Source organism: Citrobacter sp. Marseille-Q3906, assembly GCF_916618775.1.
GTDB lineage: Bacteria > Pseudomonadota > Gammaproteobacteria > Enterobacterales > Enterobacteriaceae > Citrobacter > Citrobacter murliniae.
Genome location: NZ_CAKAKA010000003.1, coordinates 1,115,863 through 1,137,044, shown reverse-complemented (window position 1 = coordinate 1,137,044; position 21,182 = coordinate 1,115,863). Strand labels below are relative to the sequence as shown.

Sequence of the window (21,182 nt, the reverse complement as noted above, 5' to 3'; positions counted from 1 at the left end):
TTATTGCCCGGTAGTTCGTTGCTTACCGGGCCTGCACTCAGCACAATTCTGTAGGGCCAGATAAGGTGCGTAGGCACCATCCTCCGGCGCGATAACTAGATATGCAGTTCCTGCAGCTTCTCTTTCGGCAACGCCAGCTCTTCATTGCTGTTGACGCGCACATCATGCTCAAGAATATGGCGTGCAATATCCTGCGCCTCACTGAGGGAGTGCATCTGATACGTACCGCACTGGTACACGTTAAGTTCCGGGATCTGATTCTGATCCTGCACTTTCAGCACATCAGCCATCGCTGCTTTCCAGGCATCAGCCACGCGCTGCTCGTCAGGCGTACCAATCAGACTCATATAGAAACCGGTACGACATCCCATTGGAGAAATATCGATAATCTCGACACCATTACCGTTGAGGTGGTTACGCATAAAACCGGCAAACAGGTGTTCCAGAGTGTGGATACCTTTCTCAGGCATCACCTCTTTGTTTGGAATACAGAAACGCAGATCAAACACGGTGATTGCGTCGCCATGCGGGGTGTTCATCGTTTTTGCGACCCGGACTGCAGGAGCTTCCATCCGGGTATGATCGACAGTAAAACTATCTAACAACGGCATTTAGCCACCTCCGATAAATTTTTTAAAAATAATCTGAACTCTTTGTTCCGGGGCGAGTCTCAGTATATGAAAGACGCGCATTTGTTATCATCATCCCTGTTTTCAGAGATGAAATTTTGGCCACTCCCGAGTGGCCTTTTTCTTTTGTATCAGGCGTGCTTTTCCAGCCACACGTCAAACGACTCAGTATCGGCCGCTTCAATTTCCTGCTGACGACGCTTTGATGCCTCGGTTTCAGCAATAAACTCTTCTTCCTGCAACATTTCCAACGGCTCTTCACGCAGGAGATTACGGTAAGCCTCTCCCAGCGCTTTGCCAGTGCCGCCAATGCCTGTATCAATCATAGACCGCAGGATCCGGGCTGAAAATGTCAGTTCAGGATTGTCAAAGCACGCGACCAGTTCATCACAGACTTTTTGATATTCCTCTCCGCCGTGGATGCTGTCCAGCGTTTGTGCTACGCGCTTCAGATCACGGAACAGATCTTTGCCCACTTTAGGCAGAGGGAACTGGGCAGTTTCGCAGCCAATGCCTAACGTCAGGCCCGGCTTACGTCCTTCCAGAATCACACGGTTCCAGTTAGTACGAGTGCATAACAGCTCATCGCTACTCATCTCCGGCGCATCAGCCAGTACGCACCAAACCATAAACAGATCGAGGAAACGCACCTGCTGCTCATCCACGCCAATGGGTGAGAATGGGTTAATATCCAGCGAACGCACTTCAATGTACTCAATGCCGCCGCGCAGAAGCGCATCAGACGGCGATTCACCACTGCGAGTAACGCGTTTCGGGCGAATAGGTGCATACAATTCGTTTTCAATCTGCAGCACGTTGCTATTGATTTGCAGCCGCTTACCGTCTTTCTCCAGACCGATCGCCGCGTACTCCTCGGAAGGGGTTTTAATCGCGCGCTTCAATCCTGCCACATACTCATGCAGATCGTTAAACGTAATTCCGAGATTGCTTTGCGACTTATTGGTATAACCCAGGTCACTCAGGCGCAGAGACGTTGCATATGGCAGGTAATACATACCACAGTCGGTTTTTTCAAACGGCAGGGTCGTTGGTTTTCCTTGCAAGAAGGAGGAACAAATTGCCGGAGAGGCACCAAACAGATACGGGATCACCCAACCAAAACGGTAGTAATTACGGATCAGACGGAAGTAGCCTGCGGAGACTTTCTCTTTGGCGTCATCATCGCTCGTTACGCCGCACTTTGCCTGCCAGAATGCCATTGGCAGAGAAAAATTGTAATGTACGCCGGAGATCGTTTGCATCAACGCGCCGTAACGGTTCTTGAGGCCTTCACGGTAGAGCGTTTTCAGACGACCAATATTTGAAGTACCGTACTGCGCCAGTTCAATATCCTGACCTTCGGCAATATAACAAGGCATGCTCAACGGCCACATACGCTCATCGCCAAGGTTTCTGGCGGTATAGCGATGCAGATCGCGCATGAATGTGAGCATTTTCTGAATGTCGTCGCCAGGAGGAGTAATAAACTCCAGCAGCGTTTCGGCAAAATCGGTGGTTATCCATTTATGCGTAAGCGCTGAGCCTAATACATCAGGATGTCCCGTCGTTGCCAATGAGCCATCAGCATTAACGCGCAGCGTTTCACGCTCCAGCCCACGTTGAATCCCCTTTAACGCCTGGGGATTTTTTTCCAGCCAGGCCAGCGCCTGTGATACGTCCGGGATCAAATTGACCTCCCGCCTGTCAAAATCGTTTTAATTAGCATAATGGTATTGGTTACCCTACAGGCTATCCACAACACAATTAGTGCCACCACATAATGCCTTGCGTCGTAACCGCTGCCACCACAACGTAGCGCAGCGCTTTGCCAAGACATAAAAAAAACATCACCGGGCCCCACGAGATACGCATCCATCCCGCTAACAGGCACAGTAAATCACCCACAACTGGCATCCAGCTTAATAATAGTGTGACAGCGCCATAGCGCTTCAACCAGCCAGTGGCTTTCTCTTGCCAGCGTGATGTTTTACGCAACGGAAAGAAACGCCCAAGGATAACGTTAGTTAACCCTCCAAGGCTATTACCCATTGTTGCTGTTAAGACTAAGACCCAGGGATGACTTACCCCAGAGACCAGCAAAGCCACTAAAACAACTTCAGAATTACCAGGTAATAGCGTGGCGCTGAGAAAACTACTGGCAAACAGTGACAGGAGCGACAGTCCATCACTCACAATAACCGGACATCCACGGCATCCATTCCGGCAGCGTATGCCGCCTGCAGTCCAAAATCGGCATCTTCAAATACTACGCAGCGAGTTGGCTCCACCCCCATACGCTCGGCACACAGTAAGAACGTATCAGGAGCAGGCTTATGGCGTTGCACGTGGTCTGCAGCAACGACAGTATCAAAATAATGACGCAGCCCGAGATGAGCGAGCAGAGCTTCAGCAATCGCACTTTCGCTCCCGGTACCTACCGACATTGGCCGACGACCATGCCAGGCTTTCACCACATCGACTAACGGCAAAGGCTGGACACTGTCCAGCAGCATGCTTTTAACTTTATCGGTTTTTTCGCGAGCCAGTGCATGAGGATCCAGATCGGCCTGATTTAGTTCAATAACCGATTGGGCAATACGCCATGTTGGGGAGCCGTTGAGTGCAACCATGGCCTGCTCATCAAAACGTAGTCCATAGCGCCCTAATACTTCACGCCACGCTTTACGGTGCGTCGGTTCAGTATCCAGGATGGTGCCATCCATATCAAAAATCAAACCCGCATAACGTTCGTACATCGTCTTCTCACAAGCCGAATGACCAGACGTTATTTTATCGTAATTGATTGATTTTGTCGCTGACGGAGAATTGAGGATTGTTCAGATTGAAAGAAAATGACTAAGGAGGAAAATAGAAACTTGCGATTATCTTGCAGATGATGAAACAACAGAATCGCTGTTATCTCGGAGAAGATGGTGCATCCGGGAGGATGACTCACTGACGTTCGCCCTACGGGCCGTTGCTGAAGCAACGTTATCCTCCCTGGTTCTAGCGACTATCTCGCAGACCATGAAACAACAATCCAGCTGTTATTTGGAGAAGATGGTGCATCCGGGAGGATTCGAACCTCCGACCGCTCGGTTCGTAGCCGAGTACTCTATCCAGCTGAGCTACGGATGCATCAGGGAACTTATTTTACTGCTGATACTGAAATCGCTATAAAAACGGTTTCAAGTAATAGATGGTGCATCCGGGAGGATTACTCGGCTGCGCCTTGCCCTACGGGTCGTTGCTGAAGCAACGCTATCCTCCCTGGTGCTCGCGATTATTTCGCAGACCATGAAACAACAGCTTAGCTGTTATCTCGGAGAAGATGGTGCATCCGGGAGGATTCGAACCTCCGACCGCTCGGTTCGTAGCCGAGTACTCTATCCAGCTGAGCTACGGATGCATCAGGGAAACTTATTTTACTGCCGATACTGAAATCGCTATAAAAACGGTTTCAAGTAAGAGATGGTGCATCCGGGAGGATTCGAACCTCCGACCGCTCGGTTCGTAGCCGAGTACTCTATCCAGCTGAGCTACGGATGCATCAGGGAAACTTACTTTACTGCAGATTTGACATCGCTGCTAAAGCAACATCAGATAATATGGTGCATCCGGGAGGATTACTCGGCTGCGCCTTGCCCTACGGGTCGTTGCTGAAGCAACGCTATCCTCCCTGGCACTCGCGATTAACTCGCTGACCATGAAACAACAGCTTAGCTGTTATCTCGGAGAATATGGTGCATCCGGGAGGATTCGAACCTCCGACCGCTCGGTTCGTAGCCGAGTACTCTATCCAGCTGAGCTACGGATGCAAATGGCGGTGAGGCGGGGATTCGAACCCCGGATGCAGCTTTTGACCGCATACTCCCTTAGCAGGGGAGCGCCTTCAGCCTCTCGGCCACCTCACCAACAACGCCTCTTGCGAGTGCTTCGAAGAACTTGTTTCTGCTCATCGTCGCTGCGTGGCGCACATATTACTTTCTGGGACTTATAAGTCAAACAATTTTTCCAGTGCTTTTATCGTTTGCACATTTCACGCGCAATTAGTCTGCAAAAACGGCAAAAAGAGTGTTTTATCAACAGATAAATTGGCATTTTCTCCAGACGATGAACAAACAGAAAAATCGTAGAGAAAGGGAATAAGAGGATAGAAGTAGAGAAACAGGAGAGAAATGAACAACAGGAGAGAAAAAGAAACCAACTAAATCAGGTTGCGCCTCACCTGAAAGGTGAGACGCGAAAACCTTAGTAACTGGACTGCTGGGATTTTTCAGCCTGGATACGCTGGTAGATCTCTTCACGATGGACAGATACTTCTTTCGGGGCGTTGACGCCAATGCGCACCTGGTTGCCCTTCACCCCTAAAACTGTCACGGTGACCTCATCGCCTATCATGAGGGTCTCACCAACTCGACGAGTCAGAATCAGCATTCTTTGCTCCTTGAAAGATTAAAAGAGTCGGGTCTCTCTGTATCCCGGCATTATCCATCATATAACGCCAAAAAGTAAGCGATGACAAACACCTAAGTGTAAGCAGTCACGGCATCACATTCTGTTAAACCTAAGTTTAGCCGATATACACAACTTCAACCTGACTTTATCATTGTCGATAGCATTGATTCGCATGCCGTAACCCAGGGCTACAGCATGCGCTAATGCTTATAGTTATTACAGTTTCGCGCTGACCCAGCCTTTCACACTGGCTAACGCTGCAGGCAGAGCCGCGGCATCCGTACCACCGGCTTGCGCCATGTCCGGACGACCACCACCCTTGCCGCCTACCTGCTGAGCGACCATCCCAATCAGCTCCCCTGCTTTCACGCGGTCTGTCACATCCTTAGACACGCCCGCAATCAGAGAAACCTTACCTTCTACTACCGTTGCCAGAACGACAACCGTAGATCCCAGTTGATTTTTCAGATCATCAACCATAGTACGCAACATTTTAGGTTCAACGTCCGTCAGCTCACTAACCAGCAGCTTCACGCCGTTGATATCAATCGCTTTACTGGAGAGATTTGCACTTTCCTGCGCTGCGGCCTGTTCCTTCAATTGCTGCAATTCTTTCTCGAGTTGACGTGTACGTTCCAGTACCGAACGCACTTTGTCACCCAGATTCTGGCTATCACCTTTTAGCAGCTGTGCAATATCGCTTAAGCGATCGCTCTCAGCATGCACGGTATTGATAGCGCCTTCACCGGTTACGGCTTCGATACGACGAACGCCCGCAGCAGTGCCGGATTCAGACACAATACGGAACAGACCGATATCACCGGTACGACTGGCGTGAGTACCGCCACACAATTCGGTTGAGAAATCGCCCATGCTCAGAACGCGTACATGGTCATCATACTTCTCACCAAACAGCGCCATTGCTCCTTTGGCTTTTGCCGCCTCAAGATCCATGACATTCGTTTCAATCGGCAGGTTGCGACGAATTTGCGCATTCACCAGATCTTCAACAGCACGAATTTCCGCCGGTTTCATCGCTTCAGTGTGAGAGAAGTCAAAACGCAGAACTTTATCGTTAACCAGTGAGCCTTTCTGTGACACGTGCGTGCCCAGAATCTTGCGTAACGCCGCATGCATCAGGTGTGTTGCGGAGTGGTTCAGACGAATACGCGCACGACGCGCTTCATCCACATCAGCCTGTACCGCATCGCCCACTTTCAGTGAACCCGCTGACAGCTTGCCAATGTGACCAATTGCCTGGCCATACTTTTGCGTGTCGCCCACTGCGAACGTAAAGCCAGCGCCTTTCAGCTCGCCTTTATCGCCAACCTGGCCACCGGATTCCGCATAGAACGGCGTCTGGTCCAGAACAACGACGGCATCCTGACCTGCGTTAATCGCATCTACCGCTTTACCATCCACAAACAGGGCGGTCACTTTGCCGTTCAGTTCCAGATGATCGTAGCCTTTAAATTCAGATGCACCATCAACGCGAATCATCGCGTTGTAATCTGCACCAAAACCGCTGGCTTCACGTGCACGACGGCGCTGCTCTTCCATCGCGGCTTCAAAACCAGCTTCGTCAACTTTGATGTTGCGCTCACGGCAAACGTCCGCCGTCAGGTCAACCGGGAAGCCGTAGGTGTCATACAGGCGGAATGCGGTTTCACCATCCAGCGTATCACCAGACAGTTTAGCCAGTTCTTCATCCAGCAGTGCCAGACCACGCTCCAGCGTACGAGCAAACTGCTCTTCTTCCGTCTTCAGAACCTGCTCAACCAGCGCCTGCTGACGTTTCAGCTCTTCACCCGCAGAGCCCATCACCTCTACCAGCGGACCAACCAGCTTGTAGAAGAAGGTATCTTTCGCACCGAGCATGTTGCCATGGCGTACCGCGCGACGAATGATACGACGCAGCACATAACCACGGTTTTCATTCGACGGAACAACGCCATCGGCGATCAGGAATGCGCAGGAACGGATATGGTCGGCTATTACGCGCAGTGATTTGTTGCTCAGATCGGTTGCACCGGTCACTTTCGCCACGGACTCAATCAGCGAGCGGAACAGGTCAATCTCGTAGTTGGAGTTAACATGTTGCAGCACTGCCGCAATACGCTCCAGACCCATCCCCGTATCCACGGACGGTTTAGGCAGCGGTTCCATAGTACCGTCAGCCTGACGGTTGAACTGCATGAAGACGATGTTCCAGATCTCAATATAGCGATCGCCATCTTCTTCAGCACTTCCCGGAGGGCCACCCCAAATGTGGTCGCCGTGATCGTAGAAAATTTCGGTACACGGACCACACGGACCGGTGTCGCCCATCTGCCAGAAGTTATCGGAAGCATATGCCGCACCTTTGTTATCACCAATACGGATGATACGTTCGCGCGGAATCCCGACTTCTTTTTCCCAGATTTCATAGGCTTCATCGTCAGTTTCATAGACGGTTACCCACAGACGCTCTTTCGGCAGGGCAAACCAGTTTTCACCGGTCAGCAGTTCCCATGCATATTGAATAGCATCGTGTTTAAAGTAGTCGCCGAAGCTGAAGTTACCCAGCATTTCGAAGAAGGTATGGTGACGTGCAGTGTAACCGACGTTTTCCAGGTCATTGTGTTTACCGCCCGCGCGTACGCAACGCTGCGAGGTGGTTGCGCGGGAATAATTACGCTTATCGAGGCCAAGGAATACATCCTTGAACTGGTTCATCCCGGCGTTGGTAAACAACAAAGTAGGGTCATTGTTTGGTACCAGGGAGCTGCTGGCAACTACCTGATGTCCTTTACTATGGAAAAAATCGAGAAACGCCTGACGGATCTCAGCGGTGCTCTTGCTCATAATTATCCTGAAGAAATCAAGCTAACGAAATGTCATTACCAGCATCGGCACGCGATCTGCGCCTCTGGCAATCGAAAAGTGGGAATAAGATAAGTTTTCTTTACTGGGAAGTAAAATCCCGTATGCGCTCAATCGTCAAAATTTCGCCATATCGCCTGAATATCTTCCATCAGATAACCACGATAGAGCAAAAAACGCTGAACCTTTACCTTTTCTGAAAAAGCCACAGGCAAAGGCTCACCGTATTTTCTGATTGCCTGTTCTCGCGCAAGCTGCGCCCAGTCAATTTCACATTCACGCATTGCGCGCTCAATGGATTCACGTTGGATCCCTTTTTGCCCCAGCTCCTGGCGCACACGCGCGGGGCCATAGCCTTTGCGGCTGCGGCTGGCGATAAACTGCCGAACGAATCGGTCATCATCCAGGTAGCGACTTTCAATACACCAGGCAATAACCTTGTCGTAATCCTCAGGCGTAGCATCAATTTCTTCCGGTCCATTTTTCCCCATGACCGGAGCAGCCAGTTTTCGTCTTAGCTCCTGCTCACTGTGATCGCGCATGGCAAGAATACGAACAGCGCGGTCAAGTAGTCGGGACCAGGCGGAACGGCGAGGAGTTGAATCTGTCATAGTGAGCCTTCAGAAATGGAAAAGGGCTGCATGATATGCAGCCCTTCTATGTGCGATAACGTCAGATTATCAGAAATCTTCGTTCGTTTCTTTTACATCTTCACCGCTGTCATCAACAGAGAAGTCTGGTTTTGAATCCGGGTTATTGAGCAGTAACTCGCGTACTTTCTTCTCAATTTCCTTCGCAGTTGCCGGGTTTTCCTTCAGCCAGTTAGTGGCATTCGCTTTACCCTGACCAATTTTCTCACCGTTGTAGCTGTACCATGCACCGGCTTTTTCAATCAGCTTCTCTTTAACGCCCAGATCAACCAGTTCGCCGTAGAAGTTGATACCTTCACCGTACAGGATCTGGAATTCAGCTTGTTTAAATGGCGCTGCAATTTTGTTTTTCACGACCTTAACGCGGGTTTCACTACCCACCACGTTATCGCCCTCTTTTACCGCGCCAATACGACGGATATCCAGACGAACAGAGGCGTAGAATTTCAGTGCGTTACCACCGGTGGTAGTTTCCGGGTTACCGAACATGACGCCAATTTTCATACGGATCTGGTTGATAAAAATCAGCAGCGTATTGGACTGTTTCAGGTTACCTGCCAGCTTACGCATTGCCTGACTCATCATACGCGCCGCGAGGCCCATGTGAGAGTCACCGATCTCGCCTTCGATTTCAGCTTTTGGTGTCAGTGCAGCAACGGAATCGACAACGATAACATCGACTGCACCGGAACGCGCCAGCGCGTCACAGATCTCCAGCGCTTGTTCACCGGTATCCGGCTGAGAACAAAGCAGGTTATCGATATCAACGCCAAGTTTACGAGCATAGACAGGATCAAGCGCGTGCTCTGCATCGATGAACGCACAAGTTTTACCTTCACGCTGTGCGGCAGCAATAACCTGCAGTGTCAGGGTCGTTTTACCGGAGGATTCTGGCCCGTAGATTTCGACGATACGCCCCATCGGCAAACCGCCCGCACCCAATGCGATATCCAGAGAAAGCGAACCGGTGGAGATGGTTTCTACGTCCATAGAACGGTCTTCACCCAGGCGCATGATGGAGCCTTTACCGAATTGCTTTTCGATCTGGCCCAGCGCTGCCGCCAACGCTTTCTGTTTGTTTTCGTCGATAGCCATTAATTACTCCTGTCATGCCGCTTTCGGGTTAAACCGCGAAACGTGAAAGATGATGTTCTGTTGTCGCAATTATACTGTATGCTCATACAGTATCAAGTATTTTGTAGAAATTGTTGCCACAAGGTCTGTAACGCATAGGCGGTCGCCTGCCGACGTACTGCATCGCGGTTACCACTGAAGCATTCCCGACGGGTAACCCCCTCGCCGCTTGCGCTGGCAAAAGCAAACCACACGGTGCCGACGGGCTTATCTTCACTCCCGCCATCTGGCCCTGCAATACCGCTGATCGAGACAGCGAAATGCGCACGAGCAGCTTTCAGCGCACCAATCGCCATTTCGACGACTACCGGTTCACTCACCGCGCCATGCTGTACCAGCGTTTCTTCTCGCACACCGATCATCTGTGATTTAGCTTCATTACTGTAAGTCACAAACCCGCGTTCAAACCAGGCGGAGCTTCCGGCAATATCGGTAATGGCTTTCGCTACCCAACCGCCGGTACAGGATTCTGCGGTAGTCACCGTCGCACCGCGCGCTTTCAACGCCAGCCCAACCCGCTCACTTAACTGCATCAGTTCACTGTCAGTCATTTCAGCCTCTGTCAGTAAAAAAAATATGCCGGACAAGATAGCACTTTCATAACAAAGATGGGGATGAAGAGAGTAATTTACGAGGGGGATTCAGAAAATAGATAAGCTGACTTAAAAATAGAGCCGGATACGATGCCTGCACATCGTATCCGGCAAGAATGATTATTGCACCCGTGCCAGCGCCACCGCCTGACCTAGCTGCCAGACAGCCATCGCGTAATGCGTGCTGTGGTTATAGCGGGTAATGGTGTAGAAGTTCGGCAGTCCATACCAGTACTGATAACCGGTGCCGATATCCAGACGCAGCAAACTAGCCTGCTGGTGATTCCCTAACGGCTGCTGTGGCGTCAGACCTGCAGCAGCAAGCTGAGAAATGCTGTACTGGGTTTTAAAACCGTTCGCCAGCCCCGGTGCCTGGCCGTTTGCCGGGACAGCCACCATATCTCCTTTCACCCAGCCGTGGCCTTTGAAGTAATTCGCCACGCTACCGATGGCATCAACCGGATCCCACAGATTGATATGCCCATCGCCATTAAAATCGACAGCATATTCTTTGTAAGAGGACGGCATGAACTGCCCGTACCCCATTGCACCAGCGAAGGAACCTTTCAGATCCAGCGGGTCATCGCTTTCATCCCGTGCCATCAGCAGGAAAGTTTCCAGTTCACCGGAAAAGTATTCTGCCCGGCGCGGATAGTTAAATGACAGGGTCGCCAGCGCATCCAGAATACGCGTTTTACCCATCACGCGGCCCCAGCGAGTTTCCACCCCAATAATACCTACGATAATTTCCGGCGGCACGCCGTAAACCTGCCATGCACGCTTCAGAGCATCTTCATGCTGATTCCAGAATGCCACGCCGTTTTGCACGTTATCCGGGGTAATGAACTGCTTGCGATAGCGCAGCCAGGCTCCGTTAGGTCCGGCTGGCGGCTGGGTAGTCGGTGCCTGGCGGTCCATCAGACGCAGAACATAATCCAGACGCTTGGCCTGCGACAGGATCTCCTGCAACTGTTGACGGTCAAAACCGTGCTTGCTCACCATCTTCTCGATGAACTGCTGTGCGTTCGGATTATTGGCAAAGTCACCACCCGACAGCATGACATTGTGTTGCGGCTCAAGCAGGAAGCCGCCGGATGGCGTTCCCGTGGTCGTTTGAGTCTCTGAAGGTTTCGGTTTGCTGCTACAGGCAGCAAGCAACACACAAAGGGGAAGTAATGCTACATAACGACGCTTGAACATGGGACATCCATTAAACAGATTCAGCCTGGGAGAAGTATGGTAAAGCATCCCCCGCCAAACAAGGAAGCAGTCCTCACAGAATAAATACCATTCCCACTCATCTCATCAATCCCCTTCCCACAAACTTTCAAAATAAAATATTTATCTTTCATTTTGCGATCAAAATAACACTTTAAATTCTTTCATTGTGATTAAAATAAATCACCTTTTGGAAAGGTAACTAACCCCTACAGGAGAGAATAATGATCGAAACCATCACCCTGGGCGCAGAGTGGTTCATTGGGCTGTTCCAGAAAGGCGGAGAAGTATTCACCAGTATGGTGACCGGTATTCTTCCGCTCTTGATTAGTCTGCTGGTCATCATGAACGCGCTGATTAACTTCATTGGCCAGCAGCGCATTGAGCGATTTGCTCAGCGCTGTGCCGGAAATCCGTTATCCCGCTATCTGCTGCTACCTTGCATCGGTACTTTTGTATTTTGTAACCCTATGACCCTGAGCCTGGGTCGTTTTATGCCTGAAAGATACAAACCCAGCTACTACGCTGCAGCTTCTTATAGCTGCCACTCAATGAACGGATTATTCCCTCATATCAACCCCGGTGAGCTGTTTGTCTATCTGGGCATTGCCAGCGGCCTGACGACGCTTGGTCTCCCCCTCGGCCCGCTCGCGGTGAGCTATTTGCTGGTCGGTCTGGTCACGAACTTTTTCCGCGGCTGGGTAACCGACCTCACCACCTCCATCTTTGAGAAAAAAATGGGCATCCAACTTGAACAGAAAGTCCGTCTGTCTGGAGCGACATCATGATGCGTATTCGTATTGAAAAAGGCACTGGCGGTTGGGGTGGCCCGCTCGAACTGGAGGCGACGCCTGGGAAGAAAATTGTCTATATCACTGCCGGAACACGCCCCGCGATTGTCGACAAATTGGCACAGTTAACCGGCTGGCAGGCGGTAGATGGGTTTAAAGAAGGCGAGCCACCTGAAGAGGAAATTGGTGCCGCGATCATTGACTGCGGCGGCACACTGCGCTGCGGGATCTATCCGAAGCGGCGCATACCAACGCTGAACATTCATGCCACGGGTAAATCCGGTCCGCTGGCCCAGTACATTGTCGAAGATATCTATGTCTCTGGCGTAAAAGAAGAAAACATTACCGTTGTCGGTGAAACATCTGCCGCACCTCAGTCCACAAACACCACTGCGGGCCGCGATTACGACACCAGCAAAAAGATTACCGAGCAGAGCGATGGCCTGCTGGCGAAAGTGGGTATGGGGATGGGATCCGCCGTAGCAGTGCTGTTCCAGTCCGGACGAGACACGATTGATACCGTGTTGAAAACCATTCTGCCCTTTATGGCATTCGTCTCGGCGCTGATCGGCATCATCATGGCTTCCGGTCTGGGCGACTGGATAGCTCACGGCCTCGCACCGCTGGCCAGCCATCCGTTAGGGCTGGTAACGCTGGCGCTGATCTGTTCTTTCCCACTGTTGTCCCCTTTCCTCGGCCCTGGCGCCGTAATCGCCCAGGTTATCGGAGTACTGATAGGTGTACAGATTGGTCTGGGGAACATCCCGCCGCATCTGGCACTGCCTGCCTTATTCGCAATTAACGCCCAGGCGGCCTGCGACTTTATCCCGGTGGGTTTATCGCTGGCGGAAGCCCGTCAGGATACCGTGCGCGTTGGCGTGCCATCGGTGCTGGTGAGCCGCTTCCTGACCGGCGCACCAACCGTTCTCATTGCCTGGTTTGTTTCCGGCTTTATTTACCAATAAGAGGTTCCGAAGATGACCGTGATTTATCAGACCACCATCACCCGTATTGGCCAGAGCGCACCGGATGCACTTTGCGATCAAATGCTGATTACCTTTCGTGAAGGCGCACCTGCGGATATCGAAGAATTTTGCTTCATTCATTGCCATGGAGAGCTGAACGGCTCTCTGCAAGCCGGCGTCCAGTTCGAGCTGGGACAGCATCACTATCCGGTCACGGCCGTTGGCAGCGTTGCGGAACAAAACTTACGTGAGCTGGGGCATATCACCCTGCGTTTTGACGGACTGAGTGAAGCGGAATTCCCCGGCACTGTACACGTTGCGGGACCAGTACCAGACGGTATCGCACCGGGCTGTATTTTGAAGTTTGTTGCTTAAGATTGAAGGAGATAAAAATGAATCAAGTTGCCGTTGTCATTGGTGGAGGCCAGACTCTGGGTGCATTCCTTTGCCGTGGGCTTGCTACAGAAGGATACCGCGTTGCGGTGGTGGATATTCAAAGCGATAAAGCAGCGAATGTGGCACAAGAGATTAATGCGGAGTTTGGTGAGGGTACCGCTTACGGCTTTGGTGCCGACGCCACCAGCGAACAGAGCGTACTGGCGTTATCACGCGGAGTGGATGAAATATTCGGCCGCGCTGATCTGCTGGTTTACAGCGCGGGCATCGCCAAAGCAGCGTTCATCAGTGACTTTGAGCTTGGAGATTTTGATCGCTCTTTACAGGTGAACCTGGTCGGTTACTTCCTTTGTGCACGTGAATTCTCACGTCTGATGATCCGTGACGGCATTCAGGGCCGCATTATCCAGATCAACTCAAAATCAGGCAAAGTAGGCAGTAAACACAACTCCGGTTACAGCGCCGCTAAATTTGGCGGCGTGGGTTTAACCCAGTCGCTGGCGCTGGATCTGGCGGAATATGGTATTACCGTACATTCACTGATGCTTGGTAACTTGTTGAAATCACCGATGTTCCAGTCTTTATTACCGCAATATGCGACCAAACTCGGCCTCAAGCCGGATGAAGTGGAGCAGTATTACATTGATAAGGTTCCCCTCAAGCGCGGCTGCGATTATCAGGATGTGCTGAATATGCTGCTGTTTTATGCCAGCCCGAAAGCGTCTTACTGCACCGGGCAGTCCATTAATGTGACCGGTGGCCAGGTGATGTTTTAATGTTGAATTGCCGGATGGCGGTTCCACCTTATCCGGCCTACGCCCTCCCTGTAGGCCGGGTAAGCCCAGCGCCTCCCGGCACATAAGCAAGGAGCAATAACATGGTTTCTGCACTGATAACCGTAGCCGCCATCGCCTGGTGCCTGCAGCTGGTGCTAGGGGGTTGGCAAATATCCCGCTTTAATCGCGCGTTCGATAAGCTCTGTCAGCAGGGACGAGTCGGCGTAGGTCGTTCCGGCGGGCGCTTTAAACCGCGTGTAGTTGTCGCCATTGCGCTGGATGAGCAACAACGGGTAACCGATACTTTATTTATGAAAGGACTTACCGTATTCGCTAAGCCAATAAAAATTGCCACGATAATGGGTAAACATCTTGATGAATTACAGCCTGATGTGATCTTTCCCCATGATCCGCTCTCGCAGAATGCACTATCATTGGCGCTTAAACTGAAACATGGATAATTTCGTTGTGAATGCTAATAGCTTGCGAAATTATCATTTCGCAACCTATACAGGGTGATCATGCCTATGAAACCTCGTCAGCGTCAGGCTGCAATACTGGAGCATCTGCAAAAACAGGGGAAATGCTCGGTTGAAGAACTGGCACAATACTTTGACACTACCGGCACGACCATTCGCAAAGACCTGGTCATTCTGGAAAATGCCGGAACCGTCATTCGTACCTATGGCGGTGTAGTATTAAACAAAGACGAATCCGACCCGCCTATCGATCACAAAACGCTAATCAACACGCATAAGAAAGAGCAAATTGCCGAAGCCGCCGTACGATATATTCACGATGGCGACTCTATCATTCTTGATGCAGGCAGCACCGTTTTACAGATGGTGCCAATGCTCACCCGCTTTAGCAATATCACCGTCATGACCAACAGTCTGCACATTGTTAACGCCCTTTCGGAGCTGGACAATGAGCAAACCATCCTGATGCCAGGCGGTACGTTTCGCAAAAAATCTGCGTCATTTCACGGTCAGTTGGCAGAAAACGCCTTTGAGCAGTTCAGCTTTGATAAACTCTTCATGGGTACCGATGGCATTGACCTTAATGCCGGAGTGACCACCTTTAATGAGGTCTACACCGTCAGTAAAGCGATGTGCAATGCCGCTCGCGAAGTGATTCTGATGGCGGACTCATCAAAATTCGGGCGTAAAAGCCCCAATGTTGTGTGCAGTCTGGAAAGCGTCGACAAGCTGATTACCGATGCAGGCATCGATCCTGTATTTCGTCAGGCGCTGGAAGCAAAAGGGATTGAAGTGATCATAACCGGAGAAACCAATGAGTGATGCACTACTGAACGCGGGCCGTCAGACGTTAATGCTGGAACTACAGGAAGCCAGCCGACTGCCAGAACGTCTGGGCGATGATTTTGTCCGCGCCGCCAATACCATTATCCACTGCGAAGGCAAAGTCATTGTTTCCGGTATTGGCAAGTCTGGTCATATTGGCAAAAAAATCGCGGCGACTCTCGCCAGCACCGGCACCCCGGCCTTTTTTGTGCATCCTGCGGAAGCGCTGCACGGCGACTTAGGGATGATTGAAAGTCGCGATGTGATGCTGTTCATCTCTTACTCCGGTGGTGCAAAAGAGTTGGATCTCATTATTCCGCGCCTGGAGGACAAATCCGTCGCCCTGCTGGCGATGACAGGAAAACCGACCTCACCGTTGGGCCTGGCGGCAAAAGCCGTACTGGATATTTCGGTGGAGCGCGAAGCCTGCCCGATGCGCCTGGCGCCGACATCCAGCACCGTCAACACCCTGATGATGGGCGATGCGCTGGCAATTGCCGTGATGCAGGCGCGTGGTTTTAACGAAGAAGATTTTGCCCGTTCCCATCCGGCCGGTGCGTTGGGTGCACGTTTGTTAAATAAGGTGCACCACCTGATGCGTCGCGACGATGCCGTACCACAGGTCACGCTCACCACCAGCGTCATGGATGCCATGCTGGAACTGAGCCGTACCGGTCTGGGCCTGGTGGCGGTCTGCGACGAACAAGCGTTAGTGAAAGGCGTATTTACCGACGGTGACCTGCGCCGCTGGCTGGTCGGTGGCGGCGCGCTCACTACTCAGGTTAGCGAAGCGATGACCCCCAATGGCATTACGCTGCAGGCGCAAAGCCGCGCAATTGATGCCAAAGAGATCCTGATGAAGCGCAAAATTACCGCCGCACCGGTGGTGGACGAAAACGGCAAACTCACCGGCGCTATCAACCTGCAGGATTTCTACCAGGCAGGAATTATCTAATCCTTCAGTCCCAGACGTTTCGCCAACCGGTGCAGGTTGGCGACGTCGGTTTCCAGCGCTCGCGCGCTTGCCGCCCAGCTGTGGTTATTCTGCGCCAGTGCCCGGCGGATCATCTCCCGCTGAAATGATTCTGTTGCCTCACGCAGGTTATGAGCCTGCGGCATCTCTGCGATGACTTCGGCCTGCGGCGAAGGAACATCTTCCTGTAAAGCAAAATGCTGTGCTTCCAGTACCACTTCATCCCCTGCCCTTGTCGCCCTTGCCAGCACCACTGCACGATGAATAGCATGCTCGAGTTCACGGACGTTTCCGGGCCAGCCGTAGTTCAGCAGATGAGTTCGTGCCCCAGGGCTGAGCACCACACGAGAAAGCCCCAGTCTTAGCCGACACTGTTCGCAAAAATACCCTGCCAGCAACACGACATCGTCACCGCGCTCACGCAGCGGCGGTACGGAAAGCGGGAAGACGCTCAGGCGATGGAACAAATCGGCACGGAAATTTCCGGCCAGTACTTCTTCACGTAAATCACGGTTAGTGGCCGCCAGCACACGGACATCCACACGCAGACTGCGATCGTCCCCGACGCGTTGAATATCCCCATACTGCAACACGCGTAGCAGCTTGGCCTGTAGCGCCAGTGACAGCTCGCCAATCTCATCCAGAAACAGCGTGCCGTTGTCTGCCATTTCAAACTTGCCGCTACGATTGCTGATGGCTCCGGTAAATGCCCCCTTCACGTGACCAAACAGCTCGCTTTCCGCCACACTTTCCGGCAACGCGGCACAGTTCAGATACACCAGCGGATTCACCGCTCGCGGTGAGCCTTCATGGATGGCTTTCGCCACCAGCTCTTTGCCTGTCCCTGTTTCACCGCTGATAAGCACGTTGAGATCAGAGCCTGCCACAATCTCAATTTCTTTTTTCAACTGCATCATATTGGGTGACAGGCCAATCATCTGCGTTTCAGTGACCTGCTCAAAGGCAGTTGACGAACCCGGCAGCATATTCTGGCTTTCCAGTTGTTCAATCAACAATGCATTGCTCAGCGCGCCCGCCGCCAGAGCGGCAATCAGGCGTAGTTCTTCATCGCTGAACACATCGAACTGGTCAGGTTCCATACCATCAAGCGTCAGCGCGCCTATCAGATTTTGTCCGGCAAACAGCGGCAACCCGATGCAGGCATGAACCTTCAGGCTTTCCTGACCCGGAATCAGCCCGTCGTATGGGTCGGGTAAATCGCTGTCGGCAGGAAAGCGCACGACATCGCCTGCACGGGCGATCGCTTCCAGGCGCGGATGGCCCTCCAGCGTAAAACGCCTGCCGAGGACATCCTGTGCCAGCCCGTCAATTGCCAGGGGAATGAACTGTCGGGACTCGTAGCGCAGCAGCGCCGAAGCATCACACTCCAACACCTGGCGCAGGGTGGTAATCAGACGTTGAAAACGATCCTGATGCCCAATACCGCTTTGTAATTCAATGGCAATGCCCGCCAGGACATCAACTGAAAAGCTCATGACTACCTCATTGTCATTTTGACAATTCATATTGTCATATTGACAATAAATTAAATAGTCATTTTGACTACCATTTTTGGGGTATAAAAATTAAAACTTTATAAATCAAATAAATAAAAAACTGGCACGCAATCTGCAATAAGCAAAACATCTTTTTTGAAAAACGCTGAAATAATTGAGGTTGCTATGTCTATTCTGGTTAAAAATAACATTCATTGGGTTGGCCAACGTGACTGGGAAGTTCGTGATTTCCACGGAACCGAATACAAAACGCTGCGCGGCAGCAGCTACAACAGCTATCTCATCCGTGAAGAAAAAAATGTCCTGATTGATACAGTAGACCACAAGTTTAGCCGTGAATTCGTGCAAAATCTGCGCAGTGAAATTGACCTGGCGGATATTGACTACATCATCATTAACCATGCAGAAGAAGATCATGCCGGTGCGCTGACCGAACTGATGTCCTGCATTCCGGATACCCCGATTTACTGCACCAATAACGCCATTGATTCCATTACCGGACATCATCATCACCCGGAATGGAACTTCAACGTGGTTAAAACCGGTGACTCACTGGATATTGGTAACGGTAAGCAGTTGATCTTCGTAGAAACCCCGATGCTGCACTGGCCTGACAGCATGATGACCTACATGACCGGCGACGCCGTCCTGTTCAGTAACGACGCCTTCGGTCAGCATTACTGTGACGAACGTCTGTTTAACGACGAAGTGGACCAGACTGAACTGTTCGAACAGTGCCAACGCTACTATGCCAACATCCTGACGCCATTCAGCCGTCTGGTGACACCGAAAATCACCGAGATCCTCGGCTTTAATTTGCCGGTCGATATGATTGCCACCTCTCACGGTGTGGTATGGCGTGACAACCCAACACAGATCGTTGAACTGTATCTGAAATGGGCGGCAGATTATCAGGAAGATCGCATCACGATTTTCTACGACACCATGTCCAACAACACTCGCATGATGGCAGATGCTATTGCGCAAGGGATCAACGAAGTTGACCCAAATGTGGCGGTCAAAATCTTTAACGTCGCCCGTAGCGATAAGAACGAAATCCTGACCAACGTCTTCCGCTCCAAAGGCGTACTGGTCGGTACATCTACCATGAACAACGTGATGATGCCGAAAATCGCGGGTCTGGTTGAAGAGATGACAGGTCTGCGTTTTCGTAACAAACGCGCCAGCGCCTTTGGTTCACACGGCTGGAGCGGCGGCGCAGTAGACCGTCTGTCTACCCGTCTGCAGGACGCTGGTTTCGAAATGTCTCTGAGCCTGAAAGCGAAATGGCGTCCGGACCTGGATGCGCTGGAACTGTGCCGTCAGCACGGTCGTGAAATTGCACGTCAGTGGGCGCTTGCTCCGCTGCCGGAAGCCAATGTGAAAGCAACAACTAAAGAAGAAGAGTGCGCCTGTGCCGCCGCCGCTGCCGCCGATCTCGGACCTTGCATGCAGTGCAGCGTCTGCCAGTGGATCTACGATCCCGCTAAAGGCGAACCTTTACAAGATGTCGCACCGGGTACTCCGTGGAGCGACGTGCCGGATAACTTCCTGTGCCCGGAATGTTCATTAGGTAAAGATGTCTTCGACGTACTGGCAACGGAGGCAAAATGAGCCACGGAATTGTCATCATTGGTTCGGGCTTCGCCGCCCGCCAGTTAGTCAAAAATATCCGTAAACAGGATGCTACAGTCCCGCTGACGCTGATTGCCGCTGACAGCATGGACGAGTACAACAAACCCGATCTCAGCCACGTTATCAGCCAGGCACAACGTGCCGATGACCTCACCCGCCAGTCGGCGGGGGAGTTCGCCGAACAGTTTACATTACGCTTATTCCCGCACACCTGGGTTACCGATATTGATGCCGACGCCCACGTAGTGAAAAGCCAGGACAAACAGTGGCAGTATGACAAACTGGTGCTGGCAACCGGGGCGTCAGCCTTTGTACCTCCGGTTACCGGACGTGAGTTAATGCTTACTCTTAACAGCCAACAGGAGTATCGCGCCTGTGAAACACAACTTCGTGACGCCCGGCGTGTTCTGATTGTCGGCGGTGGCTTAATTGGCAGCGAACTGGCAATGGATTTCTGTCGCGCCGGTAAAGCGGTGACGCTTATCGATAACGCCGCCAGTATTCTGGCTTCGTTAATGCCGCCGGAAGTGAGCAGCCGCTTGCAGCATCGCCTGACCGACATGGGTGTGCATTTGCTGCTGAAATCGCAATTACTGGAGCTGGAGAAAACCAGCACCGGTATTCGCGCCACGCTCGATCGTCACCGTAGCGTAGAAGTTGATGCGGTGATTGCGGCAACAGGTTTACGTCCTGAAACGGCGCTGGCGCGACGTGCTGGATTAACCATCAACCGTGGTGTTTGCGTCGACAGCTACCTGCAAACCAGTCATCCGGATATTTACGCCCTTGGCGACTGTGCGGAAATCAATGGTCAGGTGTTGCCGTTCCTGCAACCCATTCAGCTTAGCGCGATGTATCTGGCGAAAAATCTGCTCGGCGGCAACTCCCCGCTGAAACTGCCAGCCATGTTGGTAAAAATCAAAACGCCGGAGCTGCCATTACATCTGGCAGGGGAAACCCAGCGCCGGGATCTGAACTGGCACATTGCAGCGGAAGCACAAGGTATGGTCGCCAGAGGAACGAACAGCGAAGGCCAGTTATGCGCCTTCGTGGTCAGTGAGGACAGAATGAAGGAGGCTTTCGCTCTGTTGAAAACGCTGCCCGTGTAAACAATGTAGTGCCATCGCTTGATTTATTAACCTCACGCACACGGATGTGCGCTGCCACTTGTCGGTATGCCCCGACCTGTTTTTCTTGCCCCGCCAGTCCCGGGGCTTTTTTTATTTTTGTGACCCATCCTGAATAGCGTTGACACGTTCCTGACTTAAATACGGAGAACGT

Annotated in this window: 20 protein-coding genes and 5 tRNA genes; 9 read left to right on the top strand and 16 right to left on the bottom strand. The window is 51.8% G+C overall.

Annotation, left to right across the window (positions count from 1 at the left end; all coding sequences use genetic code 11):
• Positions 1-95: 95 nt before the first annotated feature.
• The 15 genes from luxS to mltB all read right to left on the bottom strand — a co-directional run bounded on the left by luxS (position 96) and on the right by mltB (position 11,526).
• Positions 96-611: an S-ribosylhomocysteine lyase gene (gene luxS / locus LG384_RS22730; protein WP_016154160.1), complete on the bottom strand. Its 516-nt coding sequence runs from the start codon at positions 609-611 to the stop codon at positions 96-98.
• A 149-nt stretch (positions 612-760) separates the two neighbouring features.
• Positions 761-2,317: a glutamate--cysteine ligase gene (gene gshA / locus LG384_RS22725; RefSeq protein WP_045446602.1), complete on the bottom strand. Its 1,557-nt coding sequence runs from the start codon at positions 2,315-2,317 to the stop codon at positions 761-763.
• Positions 2,318-2,393: 76 nt separating this feature from the next.
• On the bottom strand, positions 2,394-2,822 hold the full coding sequence (locus tag LG384_RS22720) for a YqaA family protein (RefSeq protein ID WP_045446605.1): 429 nt from the start codon (positions 2,820-2,822) through the stop codon (positions 2,394-2,396).
• The gene (gene yqaB, locus LG384_RS22715) at positions 2,819-3,385 is read right to left on the bottom strand and encodes a fructose-1-phosphate/6-phosphogluconate phosphatase (RefSeq protein WP_045446607.1); all 567 of its coding nucleotides are present in this window, start codon (positions 3,383-3,385) and stop codon (positions 2,819-2,821) included. The genes LG384_RS22720 and yqaB overlap by 4 nt, the downstream gene beginning before the upstream one ends.
• Positions 3,386-3,690: 305 nt before the next feature.
• Positions 3,691-3,767: transfer RNA gene (locus tag LG384_RS22710), tRNA-Arg, on the bottom strand.
• 194 nt (positions 3,768-3,961) lie between these two features.
• Positions 3,962-4,038, bottom strand: a tRNA-Arg gene (locus LG384_RS22705).
• Between the two features lie 63 nt (positions 4,039-4,101).
• Positions 4,102-4,178, bottom strand: a tRNA-Arg gene (locus LG384_RS22700).
• Between the two features lie 192 nt (positions 4,179-4,370).
• A tRNA-Arg gene (locus LG384_RS22695) sits at positions 4,371-4,447 on the bottom strand.
• A gap of 3 nt (positions 4,448-4,450) precedes the next feature.
• A tRNA-Ser gene (locus LG384_RS22690) sits at positions 4,451-4,543 on the bottom strand.
• A gap of 337 nt (positions 4,544-4,880) precedes the next feature.
• Entirely contained in the window at positions 4,881-5,066 is a 186-nt protein-coding gene (csrA, locus tag LG384_RS22685; protein WP_000906486.1) for a carbon storage regulator CsrA, read from the bottom strand.
• A 237-nt stretch (positions 5,067-5,303) separates the two neighbouring features.
• Positions 5,304-7,931: an alanine--tRNA ligase gene (gene alaS, locus LG384_RS22680; RefSeq protein ID WP_225761556.1), complete on the bottom strand. Its 2,628-nt coding sequence runs from the start codon at positions 7,929-7,931 to the stop codon at positions 5,304-5,306.
• 128 nt (positions 7,932-8,059) lie between these two features.
• Entirely contained in the window at positions 8,060-8,560 is a 501-nt protein-coding gene (gene recX / locus LG384_RS22675) for a recombination regulator RecX (protein WP_045446616.1), read from the bottom strand.
• 69 nt (positions 8,561-8,629) lie between these two features.
• Positions 8,630-9,694 (bottom strand): recombinase RecA, encoded by a 1,065-nt coding sequence (recA, locus tag LG384_RS22670; protein WP_016154166.1) that lies wholly within the window; start codon positions 9,692-9,694, stop codon positions 8,630-8,632.
• A 92-nt stretch (positions 9,695-9,786) separates the two neighbouring features.
• Positions 9,787-10,284, bottom strand: a complete 498-nt coding sequence (pncC, locus tag LG384_RS22665) for a nicotinamide-nucleotide amidase (RefSeq protein ID WP_045446621.1) — start codon at positions 10,282-10,284, stop codon at positions 9,787-9,789.
• 162 nt (positions 10,285-10,446) lie between these two features.
• A complete protein-coding gene (gene mltB, locus LG384_RS22660; protein ID WP_200012357.1) occupies positions 10,447-11,526 on the bottom strand; it encodes a lytic murein transglycosylase B in 1,080 nt (359 codons plus the stop codon).
• 242 nt (positions 11,527-11,768) lie between these two features.
• Between mltB and srlA the strand changes: the two genes are divergently transcribed.
• The 7 genes from srlA (at position 11,769) to gutQ (ending at position 16,731) form a co-directional block, all read left to right on the top strand.
• Complete coding sequence (gene srlA, locus LG384_RS22655; RefSeq protein WP_045446627.1) at positions 11,769-12,332, top strand: PTS glucitol/sorbitol transporter subunit IIC; 564 nt, start codon at positions 11,769-11,771, stop codon at positions 12,330-12,332.
• On the top strand, positions 12,329-13,300 hold the full coding sequence (locus LG384_RS22650; protein ID WP_045446629.1) for a PTS glucitol/sorbitol transporter subunit IIB: 972 nt from the start codon (positions 12,329-12,331) through the stop codon (positions 13,298-13,300). Before srlA ends, LG384_RS22650 begins: the two co-directional genes overlap by 4 nt.
• 12 nt (positions 13,301-13,312) lie before the next feature.
• On the top strand, positions 13,313-13,675 hold the full coding sequence (srlB, locus tag LG384_RS22645; protein ID WP_045446632.1) for a PTS glucitol/sorbitol transporter subunit IIA: 363 nt from the start codon (positions 13,313-13,315) through the stop codon (positions 13,673-13,675).
• Between the two features lie 17 nt (positions 13,676-13,692).
• A complete protein-coding gene (gene srlD / locus LG384_RS22640) occupies positions 13,693-14,472 on the top strand; it encodes a sorbitol-6-phosphate dehydrogenase (RefSeq protein ID WP_045446635.1) in 780 nt (259 codons plus the stop codon).
• Positions 14,473-14,573: 101 nt separating this feature from the next.
• Positions 14,574-14,933: a transcriptional regulator GutM gene (gene gutM / locus LG384_RS22635; RefSeq protein WP_200012363.1), complete on the top strand. Its 360-nt coding sequence runs from the start codon at positions 14,574-14,576 to the stop codon at positions 14,931-14,933.
• 66 nt (positions 14,934-14,999) lie between these two features.
• The gene (gene srlR, locus LG384_RS22630; RefSeq protein WP_045449764.1) at positions 15,000-15,773 is read left to right on the top strand and encodes a glucitol operon DNA-binding transcriptional repressor SrlR; all 774 of its coding nucleotides are present in this window, start codon (positions 15,000-15,002) and stop codon (positions 15,771-15,773) included.
• Complete coding sequence (gene gutQ / locus LG384_RS22625) at positions 15,766-16,731, top strand: arabinose-5-phosphate isomerase GutQ (RefSeq protein WP_045446641.1); 966 nt, start codon at positions 15,766-15,768, stop codon at positions 16,729-16,731. The genes srlR and gutQ overlap by 8 nt, the downstream gene beginning before the upstream one ends.
• Here gutQ and norR read toward each other — a convergent pair.
• Positions 16,728-18,245 carry a nitric oxide reductase transcriptional regulator NorR gene (gene norR, locus LG384_RS22620; RefSeq protein WP_045446644.1) on the bottom strand — a complete coding sequence of 506 codons (1,518 nt, stop codon included), beginning with the start codon at positions 18,243-18,245 and terminating at the stop codon, positions 16,728-16,730. The two genes, gutQ and norR, sit on opposite strands and share 4 nt — an antisense overlap.
• Positions 18,246-18,431: 186 nt before the next feature.
• On the opposite strand from norR, the gene norV reads away from it, so the two are divergent.
• Both norV and norW read left to right on the top strand, forming a co-directional pair.
• A complete protein-coding gene (norV, locus tag LG384_RS22615) occupies positions 18,432-19,880 on the top strand; it encodes an anaerobic nitric oxide reductase flavorubredoxin (RefSeq protein WP_048222537.1) in 1,449 nt (482 codons plus the stop codon).
• Entirely contained in the window at positions 19,877-21,010 is a 1,134-nt protein-coding gene (gene norW, locus LG384_RS22610) for an NADH:flavorubredoxin reductase NorW (protein WP_225761555.1), read from the top strand. Before norV ends, norW begins: the two co-directional genes overlap by 4 nt.
• Positions 21,011-21,182 lie beyond the last annotated feature (172 nt).